The organism is Pseudoduganella lutea, assembly GCF_004209755.1.
GTDB lineage: Bacteria > Pseudomonadota > Gammaproteobacteria > Burkholderiales > Burkholderiaceae_D > Rugamonas > Rugamonas lutea.
This window is the reverse complement of sequence record NZ_CP035913.1, coordinates 4,261,619-4,280,997: the sequence shown is the minus strand read 5'-3', so window position 1 is coordinate 4,280,997 and position 19,379 is coordinate 4,261,619. Positions and strand designations below refer to the sequence as shown.

At 65.7% G+C, this 19,379-nt stretch carries 15 protein-coding genes; 3 read left to right on the top strand and 12 right to left on the bottom strand.

What is annotated here, in order from left to right:
- Window positions 1–2: 2 nt before the first annotated feature.
- The 5 genes from EWM63_RS18180 to EWM63_RS18160 form a co-directional block, all read right to left on the bottom strand.
- The gene (locus EWM63_RS18180; RefSeq protein ID WP_229487365.1) at window positions 3–3,659 is read right to left on the bottom strand and encodes a tubulin-like doman-containing protein; all 3,657 of its coding nucleotides are present in this window, start codon (window positions 3,657–3,659) and stop codon (window positions 3–5) included.
- A gap of 3 nt (window positions 3,660–3,662) precedes the next feature.
- The gene (locus tag EWM63_RS32070; protein ID WP_207221112.1) at window positions 3,663–4,163 is read right to left on the bottom strand and encodes a hypothetical protein; all 501 of its coding nucleotides are present in this window, start codon (window positions 4,161–4,163) and stop codon (window positions 3,663–3,665) included.
- A gap of 14 nt (window positions 4,164–4,177) precedes the next feature.
- The gene (locus EWM63_RS18170; protein WP_229487364.1) at window positions 4,178–5,734 is read right to left on the bottom strand and encodes a hypothetical protein; all 1,557 of its coding nucleotides are present in this window, start codon (window positions 5,732–5,734) and stop codon (window positions 4,178–4,180) included.
- Window positions 5,692–7,227, bottom strand: coding sequence for a hypothetical protein (locus EWM63_RS18165; RefSeq protein WP_130187793.1), 1,536 nt, complete (start codon window positions 7,225–7,227; stop codon window positions 5,692–5,694). The genes EWM63_RS18170 and EWM63_RS18165 overlap by 43 nt, the downstream gene beginning before the upstream one ends.
- A gap of 156 nt (window positions 7,228–7,383) precedes the next feature.
- Window positions 7,384–7,845, bottom strand: coding sequence for a hypothetical protein (locus tag EWM63_RS18160; RefSeq protein WP_130187792.1), 462 nt, complete (start codon window positions 7,843–7,845; stop codon window positions 7,384–7,386).
- 149 nt (window positions 7,846–7,994) lie between these two features.
- Here EWM63_RS18160 and EWM63_RS18155 point away from each other — a divergent pair, with 149 nt between their 5' ends.
- Window positions 7,995–9,032, top strand: a complete 1,038-nt coding sequence (locus EWM63_RS18155; protein WP_130187791.1) for a M29 family metallopeptidase — start codon at window positions 7,995–7,997, stop codon at window positions 9,030–9,032.
- Between the two features lie 82 nt (window positions 9,033–9,114).
- On the opposite strand, the gene EWM63_RS18150 is transcribed toward EWM63_RS18155, so the two are convergent.
- From EWM63_RS18150 to EWM63_RS18115, 7 genes are all read right to left on the bottom strand, one after another.
- Entirely contained in the window at window positions 9,115–9,552 is a 438-nt protein-coding gene (locus tag EWM63_RS18150; protein WP_130187790.1) for a GFA family protein, read from the bottom strand.
- Window positions 9,553–9,926: 374 nt separating this feature from the next.
- Complete coding sequence (locus EWM63_RS18140) at window positions 9,927–11,876, bottom strand: metallophosphoesterase family protein (protein ID WP_130190457.1); 1,950 nt, start codon at window positions 11,874–11,876, stop codon at window positions 9,927–9,929.
- Between the two features lie 217 nt (window positions 11,877–12,093).
- Complete coding sequence (locus EWM63_RS18135; RefSeq protein ID WP_130187789.1) at window positions 12,094–13,443, bottom strand: alpha/beta fold hydrolase; 1,350 nt, start codon at window positions 13,441–13,443, stop codon at window positions 12,094–12,096.
- 157 nt (window positions 13,444–13,600) lie between these two features.
- Entirely contained in the window at window positions 13,601–14,212 is a 612-nt protein-coding gene (locus EWM63_RS18130) for an alpha/beta fold hydrolase (protein ID WP_130187788.1), read from the bottom strand.
- A 54-nt stretch (window positions 14,213–14,266) separates the two neighbouring features.
- Window positions 14,267–15,358, bottom strand: coding sequence for a DUF5694 domain-containing protein (locus tag EWM63_RS18125; protein WP_130187787.1), 1,092 nt, complete (start codon window positions 15,356–15,358; stop codon window positions 14,267–14,269).
- Window positions 15,359–15,683: 325 nt separating this feature from the next.
- Window positions 15,684–16,316 carry a phasin family protein gene (locus tag EWM63_RS18120; protein ID WP_130187786.1) on the bottom strand — a complete coding sequence of 211 codons (633 nt, stop codon included), beginning with the start codon at window positions 16,314–16,316 and terminating at the stop codon, window positions 15,684–15,686.
- A gap of 340 nt (window positions 16,317–16,656) precedes the next feature.
- The gene (locus tag EWM63_RS18115; protein WP_229487363.1) at window positions 16,657–17,586 is read right to left on the bottom strand and encodes a LysR family transcriptional regulator; all 930 of its coding nucleotides are present in this window, start codon (window positions 17,584–17,586) and stop codon (window positions 16,657–16,659) included.
- A 116-nt stretch (window positions 17,587–17,702) separates the two neighbouring features.
- Here EWM63_RS18115 and EWM63_RS18110 point away from each other — a divergent pair, with 116 nt between their 5' ends.
- Both EWM63_RS18110 and EWM63_RS18105 read left to right on the top strand, forming a co-directional pair.
- On the top strand, window positions 17,703–18,542 hold the full coding sequence (locus EWM63_RS18110; protein WP_130187785.1) for a phytanoyl-CoA dioxygenase family protein: 840 nt from the start codon (window positions 17,703–17,705) through the stop codon (window positions 18,540–18,542).
- 11 nt (window positions 18,543–18,553) lie between these two features.
- Window positions 18,554–19,375, top strand: coding sequence for a sugar phosphate isomerase/epimerase family protein (locus EWM63_RS18105; protein WP_130187784.1), 822 nt, complete (start codon window positions 18,554–18,556; stop codon window positions 19,373–19,375).
- The last annotated feature ends 4 nt before the right edge of the window (window positions 19,376–19,379 follow it).

Sequence of the window (19,379 nt, the reverse complement as noted above, 5' to 3'; positions counted from 1 at the left end):
GCTTACTCCGGGTCGGGGATGTCATCCACCGGATCGGGGATCGCCTGGGCGAACAGCGGCGCCAGCTCCGCCACGGCGCCGGCAGGCTGCCATTGATCCACGTGCGGCACCCAGCGCATGTTCCAGGTCTTGGTGGCGGCATCCACTTCGCCGCGCGCGATGCGCTCGGCCAGTTCGGCAACCGTGTAAGGCCCCTGCTGCGTCCTGTTGACGAACACCTTGAAAAGCGCGGACGAGGCAGTGGCCGGCATGCCGGACGCCACGGCACCGGCGGGCGCATCCACCGCCTTGGCGATCGACACCCCACCGCCGAGCAGTGCCTTCGCGGCGGCTTCGCCAGCCGAGTATTCGGCGCGCGGCACGCGCTTGTCGACACTGTGCTGCACTTCCCACTGGTAGGCATCGGACGCCGAACCCGGCACCAGTTCGCTCCACTGCGGCAGCAGCTCCAGCACGCGGTCGAACGACCCGGCCAGCGCCGGCTCGGCCGCCAGCGCGCGCCGCAGCCATTCCTCGTGCAGCCGCTTGGCCGTGATGTTCGGCAGCGACGGCGACGGCAGCTCGGCCCCGGTCTCGTCCACTTCCAGGCGCGGCTGGTAGACGCGATGCTGGTAGTGGCGCATCAGCGCCGCCAGCAGCAGGAACTGGTGCGGCCCCATGCGCGCCAGGCGCTGCTGCACGGTCCCCACGATCTGCTCGCGGTAGAACGATGGCAGGCCGTTGGAACGGATCGCGTATTCGTTCCCCACCTGCAGCCATTCGCCGGACCCCTGCTCGACCTCGAACAGGTACTGGCCACGCGGCTGGAACGAGGCCTCGCGGTCGGCCAGGTCGGCCTTGCGTTTCAACACGCCGATGGCCACGGCCTGCAGGAACCATTCGTAATCGTCGGCCAGCCGGTTCAGTTCATCCATGCCGGGTGCGATCGGGTGGCGGAAACGCGTCGCGTCGAAGTGCAGGTGCGTGGGGATCTTCGGGTTCTCGATCTGGTACGACGTGCGCCACGTGGGCAGGCCGCGCAGCACCGTCATCGGATAGCCGGACAGTTCGATGTAGCACACCGCCCTGCCCTTCACGCCCGTGTTGACGATGTTGACCAGCTCGCCGTGGAAATAGCCGGTGGGCGCGGCCGCGCGGATTTCCGCTTCCAGCCGCTTCCACGCATTGACGTCGCCGACGCCGACGAAGCACTTGAACTGGTCGGCACCCGGCGTAAACTCCGCCGAGAACCTGGCGTTCACCCACGGCATCGCGCTCTTGAGCCATTCGGCAAAGACGCGCTGCCGCTCCTGCACGGACATGGCCAGCAGGCGGTCCAGCAGCGGATCGGAGGGTTCCGAATTTATTCCTCCTTCGGCTTCTTCCGTGGAGAGCTGCGTCTGCGCGCGACGGAACAGTTTCAGCAGCAGCGAGGAGCGCAGCTTTTCGTCGCCCAGCTGGGGGAACAGCCGCGCCGAGCCGCCGAATTCCAGCAGCACTTCCTCGCTCCATGCCGACACGTCGCCGGTCAGCTTGACGGGCGGCGGCGCTTCGTCGTTCGCCAGCTTCATGTAGGTGGCATGGTCGTGCTGCGCATCGGCGCGCAACTGCGCCACGCGCTGGTCGACGGCGCCCAGCATGGCTTCCACGTGGCGGCGCCCTTCCTGGAATTCGCCGGCGATGCCGGACCACACGGCCTGGCCCTTCTCGTCGACCGACTGCGGTTCGCCCAGCCAGGAAGAGGTCTGGCGCAGCACCTCGGCCGACTGCCCGGCGGTGACGGCCAGCAGGTGGAAGCGCAGGTAGTCGGCGATGTCGCGTTTCAAGTGCACGATCACCTCGCGCGCCTGCGCGCCCGCGTTGATCCACTTGCTGGCGGCCTGCGCCAGGTTGTTCAGCGATTCCTCGACCTGCCGCGTGCGTAGCGCGTCGCGCATCTCGCGGTAGCGGCGTTCGTTGTGCTCCATGCGCGGAATGTCGCGCTGGGCCACACGGGCCTTGACCTGCTCGAGCAGCGACAGCACGAATTCCAGGCCACCCTGGCGGCGGTCGTCCAGCAGCGCATACAGGCGCTCGCGCACGCGACCTTTCAGCCGCATCACCAGTTCCTGCGTGTGGCGCTTCAGGCGGTCTTCGCTCGTCTCGGCGATAGCGCCGGCTTCGCGGATCGCATCGCGTTCCAGCTGCGGCAGCAGTTCGGCGATCTTGGCGCGCCATTCCTTCAGGTCGTAGCCGCCCGTGATGCGGTCGATCTCGGCCTGTACCTTCGCTTCCACGCGCTCCAGCAGCGAACGCTGGTCCTTGTCCATCAACAGCTGGTCGGTCAGCGCGTATTCCTGGAACGGCGTCACTTCCACCGTGCCCTTCTTGAAATCGGGGAATTCGTCGAACGGGCGCTCGGCCAGCCACATGTGCTCGCGCATGAACACGTCGCGTTCGCCGTCGCCGGCGCGGCGGGCCGGGGCGCCGTCCTTGCCGATGATGCCGAAGAAGGCTTTCACCATCAGCGCGGCCAGCTCATAGGCGCGGATATCCTCGCGCAGGCCCTGCTGCGTGTCGAGCACCGACTGGCCGAAGGCCGAATACACCTTCGAGTACGACAGGCGCATGTCGCCGAAGCGCTGTTCCGGCACCTTCGGATTGAACGGCCCGAGCTTGTGCTGCTGCTGGTTGACGGCCACCGAGCGCTTGCGGTTGGCGAAATCGGCCGAGGCGAAATCTTCGAACAGTGAATCGGCCACCATCTGGTACACGTCCTTGACGTCCTGCGTGGCCTTGTTGGCCAGGTTCGCCGTATCGACGAAGTACACGTCGTCGTACGGCGCGCCGCGGCCGACGAGGCTGTCCGGATCGGCCCAGCGCACCTGCGCGTTCATGTCGCGCATCGCCGTTTCCATTTCCATCAGCGTGGCATAGGCATTGGCTTCCGTGCGCTCCTTGTTGGCGCGCGCATAGCCGGTGGGCATGAACATCACCAGGTCGACCTGGCTGTCGGCCACTTCCTGCCGGGCGATCGCCTTGGCCAGCCAGCCCAGGTCGAGCGCGGTGCCGGCGCCGGTACCGCCCGCGTTCGACGCGATGACGACGATGCGGAATTTCGACGTATCGACCTGCAGGCCGAGGCGCTGGTAATTGTCCTTGCGCTCGATGCCGGCGTTCGACGCCAGGAAATTGAGCGCACCCTTGATGCGGCCGCGCAGCTTCGGATACTTGTCGAACAGGTACAGCCGTGCCACGGCGCGGATCTGGCCCGCGCCCAGCGACGGGTCGATCCCCAGCGAGCGCAGCTTCTTCGGCCGCAGCGGCATCCAGCTTTCGATGAGCGGGAAGCGCGCCAGGCTGTCGTCGGACTCGTGGTATTGCTGCAGGTCGATCGGCTCGATCAGGCGCTCTTCGTCGCCCAGCTTGACCAGTTCATACCATGGGTCGGTGCGCTGCGATTTTCCCTCGTCGATGACGGCGCCGCTGTCCAGGTCGATGTGCAGGAAACGCGCGACAGGAAATTCGCCGATCGATTCCACGCGCGCCGGATGGTGGCGGTTCCACACGGCCGACAGGATGCGCCGCCGGATCCGCATCATCACTTCCATGCCGGTGCCGCCGGCGCCGATGAACAGCGTCGGGCGCAGGTCGACCTTCAGTTCGGCGCGTTTATCTATTCCTTTACCGATCGGGTCCACGGCTTACCTCCGCCCGGTGAACAGTGCGCCGGCAATGGCTGCGATGCCGAACACCAGCAGCGTGCCGGTAATGGCCAGGCTGAGGAACTTGGTGGAATTGACGAAGCCCAGCACCACCGCGGCGGACAGGAATGCCAGCCCGACGAACAGCAGCCAGCCAGCCGTGTCGGCCGCCGACGGCGCCACGCGGCGCTTCACCAGGTTGTTGACGAAGGCGTTGCGGACAAAGAAGAAGATCACCAGCAGGAACAGGAAGATGCCGCCGCCGATGGCGATGTCGCGCGTGGACGTGTCGGTGGCCGGCACCTGCCCTTCGGGTGCGACTTCGATGCCCGTGGTGCCTGTGCTGCCTGTGCTGCCTGTGCTGCCTGTGCTGCCGGCCGTGCCGGCAGCGGTATCGCCCGGCGGCGTGGTGGACAGCGCGCCGTCGCCGGCGGGTGCCTGGGCGGATTTGTCGTCGGGGATCCGGAAGCCGGGATCGCGCTGGGGTTCGTTGGCTTGCATGGTTTTCCTTTTGTTTATCGGCCGGCTTTATCAGCCAGCTGCACGCTGGCGCCTTCGCGCACGTTCGCCAGCTGGTGTCCGAACAGGGTGGTGTGCAGCTCGGCGACCTGGTCGCCGGCCGCGTTGTACAGAGGCGACTTCGCGCCGGCCTTGGTGCGCAGCGTGCGCCGTTCGCCGTCGACGATGACGACGACCTTGCGGCCGCGCGTGGCCGCCACCGCCAGCGCGCCAGCCGCGGCCAGCAGCGCGAACAGGCCGCCGATCATGGCCAGAAGCGGGCCGGCACCATATTGCAGCCGCACTTCGACAGGCAGCACGGCGCGCGAACCCTGGATTTGCGCGGGCGGCGTGAAGATATCGGGCAGCGGGTCGCCGGGGAACAGTTCCGCCATCCGCTGCCGGAAGGTCTGGGACAGTTCGAGCCGCTGGTTCGCCAGCCGCACCTCGATCCGTCCCGGAATCACCTGGGCGGAACCGGCCGTGGACAATGCCGCCAGCGACCACTTGCCGGGCACGTTCGCCACGGGCAGGCTGAGTGTCGACGCCAGCGGCTGCGGCTTGCCGGGGGCCAGGTTGCGCACGGTATCGGCCTGCAGCGCCACGGGCTTCACTTCGCCGGCCAGCGCCGCTTGTGCGCTGATGTCGGCCGACGTGATCGTGTACGGGTACATCGCATTTTCCAGGCGCCATGTGATGCGCGCGGAAGGCGTGGAAGCCGCGGCCGGCCTGTCGGCATCGAGCTCGGCGCGCAGCCGGCCATCCGGCAATACGGCGTAGCGCACGCCCGGCGTGTTTTCCACGCGGGCCGGCACGAGCCGTACCGTGTCCTGGTCCAGCGGTTTCAGTCGCGCGGGTGTCTCGGTGATGACCTGCTTCAGGCGGCCGCTGGCCAGCAGCGCATCGAGCTCGCGCGCGCCGCCTTCGTGCACGGCGAACACGTAGACCATCAGGCCGCCCGCGCTGTACTGGGCGCCCTGCACGGGCATCTTCAGCGGGAACGCGAGCGCCTTGCGGATCGCCTTGCCCTCGTGGATCAGCTGGTAGAACTCGCGGTTGCGACGTGCCGTGGCCTGGTCGTTGTTCGGACTGTTGCGGTTGTTCGTGAACAGCCACACGAGGCCGGGCTTGCCGCCCAGCGCGCCGTCGATCGCACCGCCGACCGCTTCGCCCAGGTCGGTATCGGCCATGGCCTTGCCGCCGGGCTTGCGGCCCACTTCCAGCGGGCCCAGCACGCCGCGCAGCTTGTTCCGATTGGGCTTGCCCTGCTGCGCCAGCAGCGCGCGCGGCGATGGGGCACCCGGCAAGCCCTGGTTGAACGAGGCCAGCACCAGCGCATCGCCGGGCGCCATCGCGGCCTGCACCACTTCCGTCACCAGCGCCTTGTAGGGCGATGCCGGGTCCGTGTAGAACGGCTCCATCCAGCCCGAGTTCTGGACGAGGAACACGTGCGACGCCGCCTGCGCGGTGACGGCCGGGGATGAAGCAACGGCGGATGCAAGTACCAACGCCGACCAACGCTGCCAGCCCGTCACGCCAGCCCCTCCAGCTTCCAGCCGCGGATCTCGTTCCACGTGGGGTGGTGCAGCCACAGGCTGCCATGCCAGACGAACGCCACGCAGTCGCCCGGATTCTTCAGCCGGGCGATTTCATCGAGGATCACGTTGTGGCGCCCGATCCATTCGACGAAGGTGCGCGGCAGGATGTCGCCGGCCAGCGCGGCCTCGGCCCGGCCCGTGAAGCCGGCAAAGCGCAGCACGAGGCCGGACGGCTGGCCACGCGTGGCCGATACGGCTTCGAGCAGCGGCAGCACGAGCGCATCGCCACGCGCCTGGTCTTCCACATCCTCGACCGACCACGGGTCGTCCTTGACCTGGTGGCCGCGGCGGAACAGCAGCGTGCCGAAGCCCAGCCGCGCGCCATCGATCGGCTCGACCTGCGGCGCGCCGAGGCCGGCGCCATCGTCCAGGGCACGGAACGAATAGCCGGCGCCATCGTTCCCGATCTGCCACAGGCGCCCGTCGCGGCTGCGCGCCGGGCCGCCGAACTGCAGGCGCGGCGTCCAGGGGAACGGCCATGGCAACCAGCGCGGCGCATGGCCGGGGCGCCACAGCAACTGGCCATCCTCGTGCAGCCAGTACAGCCGGCCGTCGTAGCTGAACGGGCGCGACCAGCCGCCTTGCGGCACCGGCACCGTGGGGTCGACGGATTCGATGTCCAGCACTTCCGGATCGGCACCATCGGCGGCCGCGCTCCACACGCGCACGCCGTCGGGCGTGACGAACGGGCACGCGATGCGGCGGCCCACGCCGCCGGGGCTGGCGGCCAGCGGTGCCTGGAACACGGCTTCGGTGCGCCAGCTCTCGGCCAGCGGATTGATCACCAGGCGGAACAGGCCCTGCGCGGTGGGCACGATGCCGAACTCGCCGCGCGAGGTGGCATCGTGCGCATCGGCCGGGGGCAGCCACGCATAGGCCGACGCGGTGAAGTGCAGGTCGGCCGAACCTTCGTCGGCGGTGAAGACATGCCAGCGGGCGCCCGGCGGATCCCAGTACTGCACCACGTTGCGGGTATAAGCGAGCGCGACGAGGCGTTGCGCGGCAAAGCCGAAGTCGGCCGCGGCGAATACGCACACGGCGTTCGGCGGTGCCGGCATGCGCCAGTCGGGCCGGCCGACGAACGGTTCCGGTTCGCGCGCTTCCAGCGCATCGCCGAGCGGCATCGCCGTTTGCGGCAAGCCATGCGGCACGTGGCGCGGCAACGGGGCCGCACCAGGCGCCAGGGAACCGGTTGCCGGCCCCCACCAGGCGGGGTGCCGTGCCGGTGCGGCGCGATGCAGCGCCGCGCCGCATTCCGGGCAAAAGGCAAATTCCTGGGGGAAGATCGCCGCATGCGCGCACGTGGTGGGCAGCGCCGCGCCCACCAGCAGCGCCACGTCCGTCAACCGGCCGCGCGCCAGTTCCCAGTCGATGCGTGGCACGCCCTGCACCGCCTCGAGCACGAAGCGCGTGGACGATGCCGCATCCTCGCGCCACACGCTGTCCCCGGCCCGCCACCATTCATCCATCGATCCCCCATCCACGATTGCAATCTGTTGCGTCAATCATAACGCATTTGACCACTGTGATAGGACATGGAAGGCACACAATGCAAACGCCCCGCTCGATGGCGGGGCGTGATTGGCATGGATTCGAGCTGGCTGGCGGCGGATCGGGGATTTTTGTTACAGCTCGGTGTCGGCCGCCGATTTCTTGGGTGGCGGCGGCAGCGCCCAGGTGACGGTTTCGCTGGCCGGCGCCGTATCCAGCGCATCGGAAAATTCCAGCCAGCGCTTCAGACTGTCCATGCGGCGGATATTGATGCCCTTGCCGCTGATGTAGCCAACCTGTTCGAAGTATTCGAGCTTGGTCGTCATCTTCGACGTGGTCGGCAGGTCGTCCACCAGCCGCGCATAGGCCTTGCGAGCCTTCAGCTCCCATTTGCCCAGCGTCGGTTCGTTGAAACGGTTGCTTTCGTAATAAATCGTCACCGTGCGGTCGTGATTGCCGAAGCCGACCACGGCGGCACCCTTGCGCACCAGCTGCAGCACATCGTCCTTGATGCCCGCCTTCGGCACGAACAGCGCCGCGCGACCGTCCGCGTCGGGGCGCTCCTGCGGCAGATCCTGGCCAAACGTAATGCTCATTTTCGCTCCGTGTTTGCGTCGGCCCAAAGGTGTTGCCGAGTGGATATATTCGCCGATTCTACTTGGGGTTCGGAACAGTCACAAGCAACACGCGACTTATAATGTGCTCGCCGCAACACTTTGCCGTTTTCCTTTTCTGATTTGCAAACATGATGACTTTCCCACCATCCGCCAGGGATCTCGCCACCGGGACGGCCGCCCGCAATGTGGCCGACCTGCTTGCCCATGCACTCGAGCATGGGCCGGCCCATCGTGCGGTGGTGGTGTTCGACCGCCGCAGCGAGCTGAACGCCGTGTTGACGGAAGCCTACCGGCGCGCCCTGCCCGACGGCACGTTCATCGACTTCGACGCGGTCGCTCCCGACGATATACTCGCCGCCTTTGCCGGACTGGCGCCGCGCGACCTGGTGGTGCTGGTGCAGACCACCAGCTTCCGCCTGAACGAATACCGGATCCGGATGGAACTGTTCCAGCGCGGCCTGAAGGTGATCGAGCATCTGCACCTGTCGCGCATGCCGGGCGAACAGGGGCTGGTCTACATTGACGCGCTGGCCTATGACCCGGCCTATTTCCGCGGCACGGGCCACGCGTTGAAGGGGCGGCTGGACCGGGCGCAAGGCGGTGTGGTCGACAGCGGCGACGGGTGCGAACTCGTCTACGCATCGCCGTTCGAGGAAACCAAGCTCAATATCGGCGACTACTCGGCGATGAAGAACGTGGGCGGCCTGTTTCCCATCGGCGAAGTCTTCACGGAAGCGCGCGACCTGGAAGCGGTGAACGGCCGGGTGCGCGTGTTCGTGTTCGGCGACACGTCGTTCCGCGTCAACCGCCCTGTCGAACCGATCACCATGATCGTCGAGCGGGGCCGCGTGACCGGCGCGGAAAACAGCACGCCGGCGTTCGACGAGATGCTGGCCATCATCCGCGCCCACGAAGGCGACGTGTGGGTGCGCGAGCTGGGCTTCGGCATGAACCGCGCGTTTTCCTTTACCCGCACGGTGGACGATATCGGCACCTATGAACGGATGTGCGGCGTGCACCTGTCGCTGGGGGCCAAGCACGGGCAATACCAGAAGCCGCAGTTCAAGCGCAAGGATGCGCGGTATCACGTGGATGTGTTTGCGGTGACGGAGGGGGTGTATCTCGATGGCGAGCGGATCTATGCAGACGGGGCGTGGACGGTTTGAACGCACGCTCCAGCGTCCGCATTTTCAGACTGGTCGGCATCATCCCGACTACGCCGGCTGTCGGCGGCATCCGATTGCTGCATCATCGTACAGGGCCGGGAAAGTACCGCAGGTAACCAGCAATGTCGGGGCCGCTTTTTCCAGCCTTGTCGCTGGGGTGCACTCTTCCCTCGTTCACCGGCACCTCCGTGAAATCAAATGGGCTGATCCCCTCCAGGCAAGCCGCATTGATGCCATATTGATCGGGATTTGACCGGCGCTGGTGGTGCGTGTAGATGCCGCACTTCGCGCAGAAATAATGCTTTGCCTGCAGGGTGTTGAACTGGTAAAGGGTGAGCCATTCCTCGCCTGCCGTGATCTCGATGTCCTGCAGTGCCGCCGACACGGCAATCGCGCCACGCATGCTGCAATAGGAGCAGTTGCAGCGCCGGGCGGTGTTCAACCCGTCGGAAAGCCGGACACGGAATTTGACCGATCCACAGTGACACGAACCATTGACCTGCTTGGGGTTGCTGTTCATATTCGCCTCTTTGCTGTCTGACAGTGGCTGCTCCTGACGGCCGGTATCGCTCAGGCGGATGGTGAAGGAAATCCGCCGACGCTACATCTCCGCGTCGTGAATTTCCCTGCCAAGAGCAATCGATAGTCTGGCACAAAGGACTGTCAACCAGGCTGTCCAGGAATCGGGATCCATTTTGCCTTCGAACCGGACACCCCCGGGCTCTACAGATGCATAAATGAACCTTTCGTCATCCTCGGTCCCATACCACCGCGGCAGGTCGTCGTGTCCCAGCCAACCATCCATGCCACTGTAAATCTCGGCGACCAGTTTCCATTCGCGTTCGGGAATGTCGTATCGAATATTCAGTGTAATGTCCAAATCTTCTCCAGCAATCAATGCTTCCCCAAAGGCTGCTCGGCGGCCGCCGCGCGGGACGCGTCCTGTGCCGGCGCCAGGAACCGGGTCGACGGCCGGCCGTCGGCATTGTGCTGCACGATGCGCACTGGCCGCCCCTGCGCGTCGAGCCACACCTGGCCGACACCGGCGCCGTTCCAGACACGCTCGCCATGCTGGCGCGCGTCGGGCAGGCGCGGCGAGATCGCAAGATCGCGGCGCTGGGTGAACAGGTTCAGCGGCGAGCGCGGCGAGTACAGCCAGCGATTGAGGCGATCGAGCCAGTTGAGCAGGCCGTGCGGGAATTCGTTCTTGATGCCACTGCTGGTGATCTGCCAGATATGCGGCGTGCGATCCGATTCGCGCACCTCGACATCGTAGGCAAAGGAATAATGCACGTCGCCCGACAGCACCACGTAATTGCCCGGCGTGCGCGAATGGCGGAAGATATTGAGCATGCTGCTGGCGGCGCCGCGATGCGCCATCCAGTTCTCGGCGTCGACGATCAGGGCCTGGCCAATAAAGGTGGCGATCCGCTGCACCACCTCGATCAGCTTGACCCCGAACATGGGCGCCGCCGAGACGATGACGGCGGCCGTTTCGTCCAGCAGTTCATGCTGCAGCTCGGTCAGCGCTTCCCAGTCCATCAGGCCCGACGGATGGCCCGGGTTGCGCCGGTTGCGCCAGCGCCGGGTGCGGGTATCGAGCACGATGATCGCAGGCTGGGTCCGTACAACGAAACCCCATTGACGGAACGCCAGCAGGCGCCCGATCAGCGCGTCCTGTACCGGCGCATCCAGGCGGTTATCGGAAGCCGGGGCGGCCGTGTCGGCCAGTGCCGTCATTTCGTCCAGCGCCTCCTGGAACACCTCGGGGCGGTTGCCCCAGCCCTGGCACAGCATGTAGGCGATCAGGGCATTGCCCACGATGCGGCGCGAGAACGGGTGTCCGTAGGCGGCGGTCTCCCACTTGGCCGACAGGTTCCAGTCGTCGGTGACGTCGTGGTCGTCGAAGATCATCAGGGTCTGCACGTGCGCCAGCAGCCGCGCGGCCCGCGGCAGGTCGCGGCAAAAGCCCACCAGCGCCTTCGACTCGCGCCGCCAGCGCTCTTCATGCTTGGGATCGAGCGCGGGCGCGGGCGCATCCGCCACCAGTTGCCATGGCACGGGCGACCAGACCAGCAGGTACATCGCCATCATCTCGGACAGTGTCATCAGGTGGTTTTGCGCACTGGCCGTGGTGAAGATCGGCTTTTTCTTGCCGGTGAAGAAGCGGTTGCGCAGCGCTTCGTTGGCGTTGAACGCAGGCAGCAGTTCTTCGCGCCGGTAGTAGCTGGCCGGATGGCGGTACAGCTCCTCGCTGTCGGCGACCACGGCGCCTTCCAGGCATTCGGCGAACAGGCCCAGGCGCCGGATCAGCGCATGGATCGCCACCAGCATCGGGCCCGCCACATCGTCGGCATACACCTGGTCGCCGCACATGATCAGCATGGCGGGCCGCTCGTCGGCGCGTTCCACATTTTCAGCGATCAGGTCGTCGCCGCGCGCCAGGCCGTCCGGCGCGGGATGATGCGGCTTGCGGCACGAGCCATACAGGATATTGTCGCTGCGGCTGCGCAGCACCATGTTCGGCCGCGCCGCGCCGGCATGCAGCAGGTGCGGCGCCCAGTGCGCAATGCCGGCCTCGCTGCCATCGCCCTGGGCGACGAGCAGGTCGTACTCGATGAGCGTGTCCTGCGGCAGCGGCTCGGGCAGCTCGACATCGATCAGGTGAATGCAGGCGTGGCGGCCGACACGCACCACGCGACAGTGGCTTGCGTCCAGCAGCACGCGCCGGGGTTCGCTTTCCTTGGGCGCCAGCACCAGGGTCAGGCCGAGCGGCGCGCTGCCGACCAGCCATAGCACCAGGCGGCCCGGCTCGAGGCGGCGCAGGATGGGACCGGCCAGCACGGCCGGCAGGGCTTCAGGGGCAGGAATCTGGGTCAATCGGGTGCACTATCCGGGTGAATGAACAGATCAGTGTAGCAGACGCGCCGGAGGGTTTCAGCATGGAAGCGGCTCATTGGCGATCGTTCATGGTATCGGTATCTGCACGCCGATGTTCCCAAACGCACAGCACCTTGCCATGGCCTCGCCAGACTGGCGAAATCCGGTTTCACGCCATGCGTCAGAACCCGGTGAAGGTGTCGGTCTCCCACGCCGTTTCCGCATTCGCATACACGACCACGCCAGCGTTGCCCAGCGCGCCTGTCGCACCGGGCGCCGTGATATCGGCCTTGATGAAGGCGTCGATCAGCCGCACCGTTTCCAGTGGCCGCGCGACCGGAAAGCCGTGGTCGAAGCCCTGATTCGGATTGATCATCACGGCGGTCACATTGGCGCCCGCGCGCTTCAGGTCATATTTCGAAGTCGCCGTGTAGTTGTCGTAGATGACCTGGTCGCCCCGCCAGGCGGCAAAATCGGTGGTGGCCTTCACCAGCATGGCACGCTTGCCGTTGAACAGCGTGCCCAGGCGACCGTCGCCCGCAATGGTGACCACGCTGCCGTCGGCATTCGGTACGGGCTTGACCACGTTGACGGGCGAGACGTTGAATGTATGCGCGTAGTACAGCGATTCGGGCATGTACTGGATCGTGAACCCGTCGAGCAGGGAACCGGTGTAGTTCGGCGAAGCGCGGAACGTGGGATCGGTGACAGCCGCCGGCGTGAATGCCTTGCTGATGTCGTATTTCAGGACATCGTTGTAGACGACCGCGTCCCACGTGGCCTGCACGTTGGCGTAGGTGCGCTGCTCGCCCTGCCACGAACGCTGCTGGAACGCGGTACCGGCAATGCCGGCGGCATCGTTTGCCACGGTGACCCAGTCGCCGTTCGCCCATGCATGGCCGGCCGTATCGGTGCCCGCCTGGCTCGCATTGAAGCCGACACGCACGCCCCGCGTGCCGATCCCCGCCAGGCCGACGATATTGGCATACCGCCCGGGGTTGGCAATGACCATTTCCAGTGCGACGCCGAAGCCCATCGAGTAGCCCACGAGCGTGACGCCGGAGGCCGGGAAGTTGCCGATCTTGTTCATCACCTTGTCGAAATCGGCGGCGAAATCCTTCAGCGACGTGATCTTCTTGTTGTAGCTTGACTTGCCGCTGCCGCGGTAATCAAAGGTGTAGACCGTATAAGCGTCATTGAACGCATCGACAGAACGGAAGAAGCCCATCATGCCGTCGAACGTAGCGCCCGAAGTGTTGTTGCCGGGGATGAGGACGATGGTCCTCGGGCCATGGCCGGCCTTGCGGACATAGATGCTTTCCTTCGGATCGCCGGCGGCAGCGCCATCGATGATGATGGCGCCTTCGCCGATGGTGGCGATGGCGTCCGCATTGGCGCCCGGGGGGCCGGGCAGGCCTTGTGCGCCTGGCTCTCCCTGGTCGCCGCTGCCGCCGCAGCCTGCAAGGCCGATGGCAATACCAGTGATGAGGGTCGACAAACGCAAGGGAATGACGCGCGTGGTCTGCAACATATCGTGCTCCGTCCGAAAGGTTAGCGGGGCGCCGCTCGTGTCGCAGTATGGCGCCCGATAACGATAGCACGACAGGAAGAAAAGAAGAACGATACATGAGCACCATGCGCGCCCGGGTGCCGGCCATGCGCGAATCAGAACCCGATGCGTCGGGCCATCAAGCGAACCCAAGGTGCCGATCGACGAGCGGCGCAATCGTGCTGGCGAACGTGCACCCGACGTCGTGCTCTCCGCCCGGGACGATGTGCAAGTGGGCCTGCGGCAAGAGCGAAGCGAGCCGCTGGCCCACTTGTACGGGGCTGATCGGGTCCGCATCGCCCCACAGGAGCAGTGTGGGAATGCGCAGCGTCGATAACCTGGGCGAGAGGTCTTCCTGATGGCTGGTGAACCAGTCCGGCAACCCCGGATGGTTTGCCCGCAGTCCCGGTCGCCAGTCCTCGGCATCGAAAGGCGTCATATCCATTCCACCCGACGTCACGGACAGCACCAGGTGCGTAAAGAGCTCCGGCTTTTCAAGCGCGGCACGCAAGGCGACGACACCCCCCATCGATTGCGCGATGATGGCACTGGGCTCGGCGACACTCGCCAGTAACCTGGCCACCAGATCGTCGATGCCGCGCACGCCCGCATCCGGCGGAACGCCGCCGAAGCCGGGCCAGCCGACATGGACCCTCGGCCCCGGAAAGGCCAGCAGGTCGGCAAGGGGATGCCAGAATTCCCTGCGGCCCAGGGCGCCGGGGAGAAAGAACAGTCTGGAAGGCTTCCGCATGCTCAGTGTCGGGGATGGTCGAATTTGTCGATGGCGGGAAGCTGTGGCCAGCTTCTAGTGCAGCACCTGGTTGGTCGACACGACGCGTACGTCGTGCATCTGGTCCAGGTAGGCTTCGAGATAGCGCTTGTGCGAGGCGCCGACGATGACCAGCGTGCGGCCGCCCGGCTGGTAGCCAACCGCTTCCCTGATGTTCGCGGCCATGCGCAGGTTGCGTGTTTCCCAGTAGGCGACATAGCTGCGGCCGAATTGTTGTGCCGAGCCTTCCTCGAGCGCCGCACCGAAGTCGCTGTCGTAGTTGAGCCTGGCCACGGACGGATCGTTCAGGTGGCGATACAGCGCCATGACACCCTCCGGTTCACCAAGGCCGGCCGCAAAGCGATCGAACAATTGAATGTACCTGGCGGTCGCGGGATTGCCCCAGGCTTTCGTGAGCGCTTCGTTGTACGCTTTCGGGTCCGATGCGGGGCTGTCCGCCGTATGGTCGTCCATGCTGTGGACACGCTCCAGCCCGAGCGCGGCCGCCAGGGGGGCGGCGATCATCGTGTCTTCGCCGCGCTGCCGGCGCCCGCCACGTTCTGCCCTGAGGGCTGCGACCAGCGTGGCATCGAGCCCGTCGCCTGTGCGCCGTTCCGTCTCCGGCAAGCGGAGCCACTGCACGAGCGCGGACACCGGTTCGCCACCGGCCAGGAACAGGGCGGCAAGGCGGCGCCGCTGGGACGGCGTGGGTGCCGCCGGCCAGTTCGCCAGCAAGCGCTCGATCTCGGCGGTCGCGCCCGCCACATCGAGGCCCGTGGCCACGCGCGCCGGTGCGGGATCCCACGGGCAGTACTGCTCGACGGATTGGCGATAGCGCTGCGGATACTGGCGCAGGAAGGCGCACTGCACGCCCGACACGGCCTCGATGGCGACGATGCGGGGGCTCCAGCCGCGCAGGCGCTCGGCCAGCGTGGCCAGGCCGGATGGCTGGAAGCTTGCCGGCAACTGCGCCAGGTGCGGCGTGCCGAGCACCATCACCTCGTTCGCCACACCTTTCGTCGGCCCCTTGAATTTGCCGGGATCGAAGGTTCCCGCCTGTTCGTGCGCCGTTGCGCCAGCGGTCCAGAACAGGGCGGCGGCCCCCAGGCCGGCCAGTCGATGCAGCATCGGTTTTTTCCTCTCATCGTCAACGAAGCGGGGCCAGCGGATGGTTTCACGTTTCAACTGGTGGGAGCAGCACATTAGCAAATGGTAGCGTGCTGAAAATGCGTGCTTTGTCACACATACAGATCGTCCCAAGCGCACGGACTGCACCATTTTCCGAAATCATTTTAAGGAACGCATGTGGACGTTCTGCTGGGCTGGGTGTGAACGGCGCCTGATCAATACAGACGAAAAAAAACCGGATCACAGCCATCTCGGCTGCAAATCGCGGTTTGGAAAGCTTCAAATTGCCGGCCCCCCGAGGCCAGCACCTTCTGCTGTTATACGGTCAGCCGGACTTCTTGTTGCTTTGCTCATGAGCAGCATTCGTAATTGGCCCCTGGGCACTGCCATGAATGGATGCACCGCCCGCTTGTGCGTCGACTTGCACACTTGCGCCGTTGCCCTTGGATTTATCCCGGGCACCCGCCACGGAATCCGCGCTGTCATTGTCATCCTGCGTCGCGCCAAAGCGGAACGACTGGCCAGCTTTCTCTACCGCTTCGCGTTGCTGCCGGAGATTGTTCTCCGTTTGCTCTGCCGCATTGCGCGCCACCTCTTCCACGAGGTCACGCGCGGTACGTGAAGTGTGCTGTGCGTGCTGCTGCGTCACGCGGGAAAAGTCCACCTGGGCATCGGCCGCAAGGCGCGAAAGGTGCTGCTGGTAGGCGCGATACTTGTTGGATGCCGGCTGCGCAGCGGAAGCCACGACCTGCAAGGCTTCGGCCGTATCCCTGGTGGTCAGCAGACGCCGCCCGACGGTTGCCGATTCTTCCAGCATTGCCTGGCCGAGCTTGAGATTTGCACTATAAATATTCTGGAATGCCGTCGACAAGGAATTTGAAAAATCATTGAAGAATGCTGCTTGCGATTCCAGATGCGATCGAAGCGATGGATTAACTGCCTGGGAATATGGGAACATGGTGGCCTTTATTTATATTCTGGAGAAAGCGATGGAATTGCTCTCGTAAGTATCACGTTGAAACCGTGCGAACAGGGGCACTATGCGCCATTAACCCTGAAAAGACTACAAATAAAATAATTTAGTTCAAATGGTTTAATTCCGAAAAATTAAAATCATCCCGGCAATGAATTGGCCTCGGCAACTAATCTAAGTAGAAAACATTATTAATCACCAACTTAAATCGGAGGATCGTGCTGGGTATTAAGCGGCAAATACACATGATTGCCAGCCCGACCGATAGCGGAAGCCCGTCGCATTTCGGCACGACCCGTCATTGCCACGGTTTCCTGCCAACGATTTACCGCTCATGCTCCAGCACGAGCGCCGCATCCCACGGCGGCACCGGCTGGTATTCGGCCACGAGAAAATCGATCAGCTTGCGCACCTTCGGCGACAGCCGGCTGCTGGCCGGGTACAGCGCCGACAGGTGATTCAGCGGCAGCTGCCAGTCGGGCAGCACGGCCACCAGCGTGCCGGCCTGCAGCTCGCGCCAGGCGAGGAAGGTGGTGCTGTAGACGATGCCGGCATCCTGCAAGGCCGCGTGGTGCAGGACCAGCCCGTTGTTCGACGTGAAGGTGGCGTTTACGTGCACGGTGCGGCGCTCGCCTGCCCGCTCGAAGTGCCACGCGGTGCCGTCGGTCAGGTGCGAGAAATGCAGGCAGCGGTGGACGGCCAGGTCGCCGGGTTCGCGCGGCGTGCCGTGCCGTTGCAGGTATGCCGGCGTGGCGCACAGCACGGCGCGGCACGGGGCCAGCGGGCGGATCGCCAGCGCGCGGCTGTCCGGGATGCCGCCGACGCGGATCGTCAGGTCGAAACCATGCGCGATCGGGTCGAGCAGCGCGTCGTCCACGTGCAGCAGCGGCGTCAGTTGCGGGTGCGGCAGGCTGAAACGGGCCAGCGCATCGGCCAGCCACGTGACGCCGAAGCTCGATGGCGCCTGGATGCGCAGCGGGCCGGCCAGCGTGTCGCCGGCATGCGCCACGATGCGGGCGGCCTCCTGTGCCTGCCGCACGGCGGCTTCGCAGGGCGCCAGGTAAGCCTGGCCGGCGTCGGTCAGGCTCACTTCGCGCGTGGAACGGTGCAGCAGCCGCGCGTTCAGTTTTTCTTCCAGCTGCAGGATGTGCTTCGACACCATCGCGCGCGACAGGCCGAGCCGGCGCGCGGCTTCCGAAAAGCTGCGCTGCCGGGCCACCTCGACGAAGATTTCCATTGCACGCAGCTGGTCCATGGGGTCATTGTCTGCATTCCGGCGACAATGTGTCAACCATTGTCTACCTTTCCGTGAAAGGCAGGGTTCCGTACAATCGCCGGCATCATCCATTGAAAGCCATCGGGAGCATCGCCATGCTGAGCGCAGCGCAACAGGAGCAGTACCAACGCGACGGATTCCTCGTCATTCCGGGTTTCAAGTCGCCGGACGACATCGCCGCGCTGCGCGCCGGTGCCGCGCACATCGTCGATGCGTTCGACCCGGGCGCCGCCAGCGGCATCTTCACCACGAAGGACCAGGAAAGAAAGGCCGACGAATACTTTCTCCGTTCGGACAACACGATCCGCTGCTTCTTCGAGGAAGAAGCGTTCGACCCGGATGGCCAGTTGCGCCAGCCGAAGGAACTGTCGATCAACAAGATCGGCCATGCGATGCACGACCTCGATCCGGCGTTCCGCGCCTTTTCCGCCGACCCGCGGCTGCAGCAGGTCGCCCATGACCTCGGGCTGGCACAGCCGCAGGTATGGCAGTCGATGTACATCTTCAAGCAGCCGGGCATCGGCGGCGAGGTGCGCTGGCACCAGGATGCGACCTATTTCGAGACGGATCCGATCAGCGTGACCACCTTCTGGTTCGCGCTGGAAGACGCCACGCTGGACAACGGCTGCCTGTGGGCCGAACCGGGTGGCCACCGTACGCCGCTGCGCGAACGCTTCGTGCGCCATGGCGACGACATCCGCATGGAAAAGCTCGACGCCACGCCATGGCCGGACGACAGCACCGCCGTGCCGCTCGAGTGCAAGGCCGGCGCGCTGGTATGCTTCCACGGGCTGCTGCCCCATTACAGCGCGCCGAACCGCTCGCCGGTGTCGCGCCATGCGTACACGCTGCACGTAACGGACGGGCGCACCGCCTACTCGCCGCAGAACTGGATCCAGCGCGGCGAATCGTTCCCGGTGCGGGGTTTCCTGTGACCGAAGCGGCCGTGACGAAAATCCGCATCCTCGCTCCGCAGTGGGGCAATAACGAGCTTGCCGCACCGGTGTTCATCGAGCGCGTGGTGGAGGCCGGCTTCGACGGCATTGAGATGTCGTTGCCCGACGATGGCGCCGAGCGGGAAGACTGGCTGCGCCGCATCGGCGATGCCGGGCTCGATCTCGTCGTTTCCCAATGGCAGACCGTGTTCCACACGGAGTTCCATGCCCACCGCACGGCCCTGCAGTCGCTGCTGACGCAGGCGTGCTCGGTGCGGCCGCTGCTGGTGAATTCGCACACCGGCAAGGATTTCTACACGCCCGAACAGAACGAGGAACTGATTGCGCTGGCCGATGCGATCGCCCGCGAATACCGCGTGCCGATCGTCCACGAAATCCACCGCAGCCGCTTTTCCGGCCACCCGGTGCTGCTGCGCCCCTACCTGGAGCGCCTGCCGGGGCTGCGGCTGACGGCCGACCTGTCGCACTGGTGCGCCGCCTGCGAATCGCTGCTGGAAGACCAGCCGGCCATGCTCGATGCCGTGCTGCCGCGCGTGCGGCACATCCACGCGCGCGTGGGCCACGCGCAAGGCCCGCAGGTGCCGGACTTCCGCGCACCCGAGTATGCGGTCGAACTGGCTGCCCACCTGGCATGGTGGGACCGCGTCGTGGCGCTGCGCCGCGCGGACGGGGCACCGGTGCTGACCATCACGCCGGAATTCGGCCCGGCGCCCTACACGTTCCGGCTGCCCTACACGCGGCAGCTCGTGGCCGACGCATGGGAGCTGAACGTGGCGATGGCGGCCCTGCTGCGCGAGCGCTACGGGCGTTGACGCG

Bases quoted from the DNA above. Each gene is read 5' to 3' on its own strand.
- EWM63_RS32070 (WP_207221112.1), bottom strand. From the start codon at position 4,163: ATGCAAGCCAACGAACCCCAGCGCGATCCCGGCTTCCGGATCCCCGAC.
- EWM63_RS18165 (WP_130187793.1), bottom strand. From the start codon at position 7,227: ATGGATGAATGGTGGCGGGCCGGGGACAGCGTGTGGCGCGAGGATGCG.
- EWM63_RS18160 (WP_130187792.1), bottom strand. From the start codon at position 7,845: ATGAGCATTACGTTTGGCCAGGATCTGCCGCAGGAGCGCCCCGACGCG.
- EWM63_RS18155 (WP_130187791.1), top strand. From the start codon at position 7,995: ATGATGACTTTCCCACCATCCGCCAGGGATCTCGCCACCGGGACGGCC.
- EWM63_RS18150 (WP_130187790.1), bottom strand. From the start codon at position 9,552: ATGAACAGCAACCCCAAGCAGGTCAATGGTTCGTGTCACTGTGGATCG.
- EWM63_RS18135 (WP_130187789.1), bottom strand. From the start codon at position 13,443: ATGTTGCAGACCACGCGCGTCATTCCCTTGCGTTTGTCGACCCTCATC.
- EWM63_RS18130 (WP_130187788.1), bottom strand. From the start codon at position 14,212: ATGCGGAAGCCTTCCAGACTGTTCTTTCTCCCCGGCGCCCTGGGCCGC.
- EWM63_RS18125 (WP_130187787.1), bottom strand. From the start codon at position 15,358: ATGCTGCATCGACTGGCCGGCCTGGGGGCCGCCGCCCTGTTCTGGACC.
- EWM63_RS18120 (WP_130187786.1), bottom strand. From the start codon at position 16,316: ATGTTCCCATATTCCCAGGCAGTTAATCCATCGCTTCGATCGCATCTG.
- EWM63_RS18115 (WP_229487363.1), bottom strand. From the start codon at position 17,586: ATGGACCAGCTGCGTGCAATGGAAATCTTCGTCGAGGTGGCCCGGCAG.
- EWM63_RS18110 (WP_130187785.1), top strand. From the start codon at position 17,703: ATGCTGAGCGCAGCGCAACAGGAGCAGTACCAACGCGACGGATTCCTC.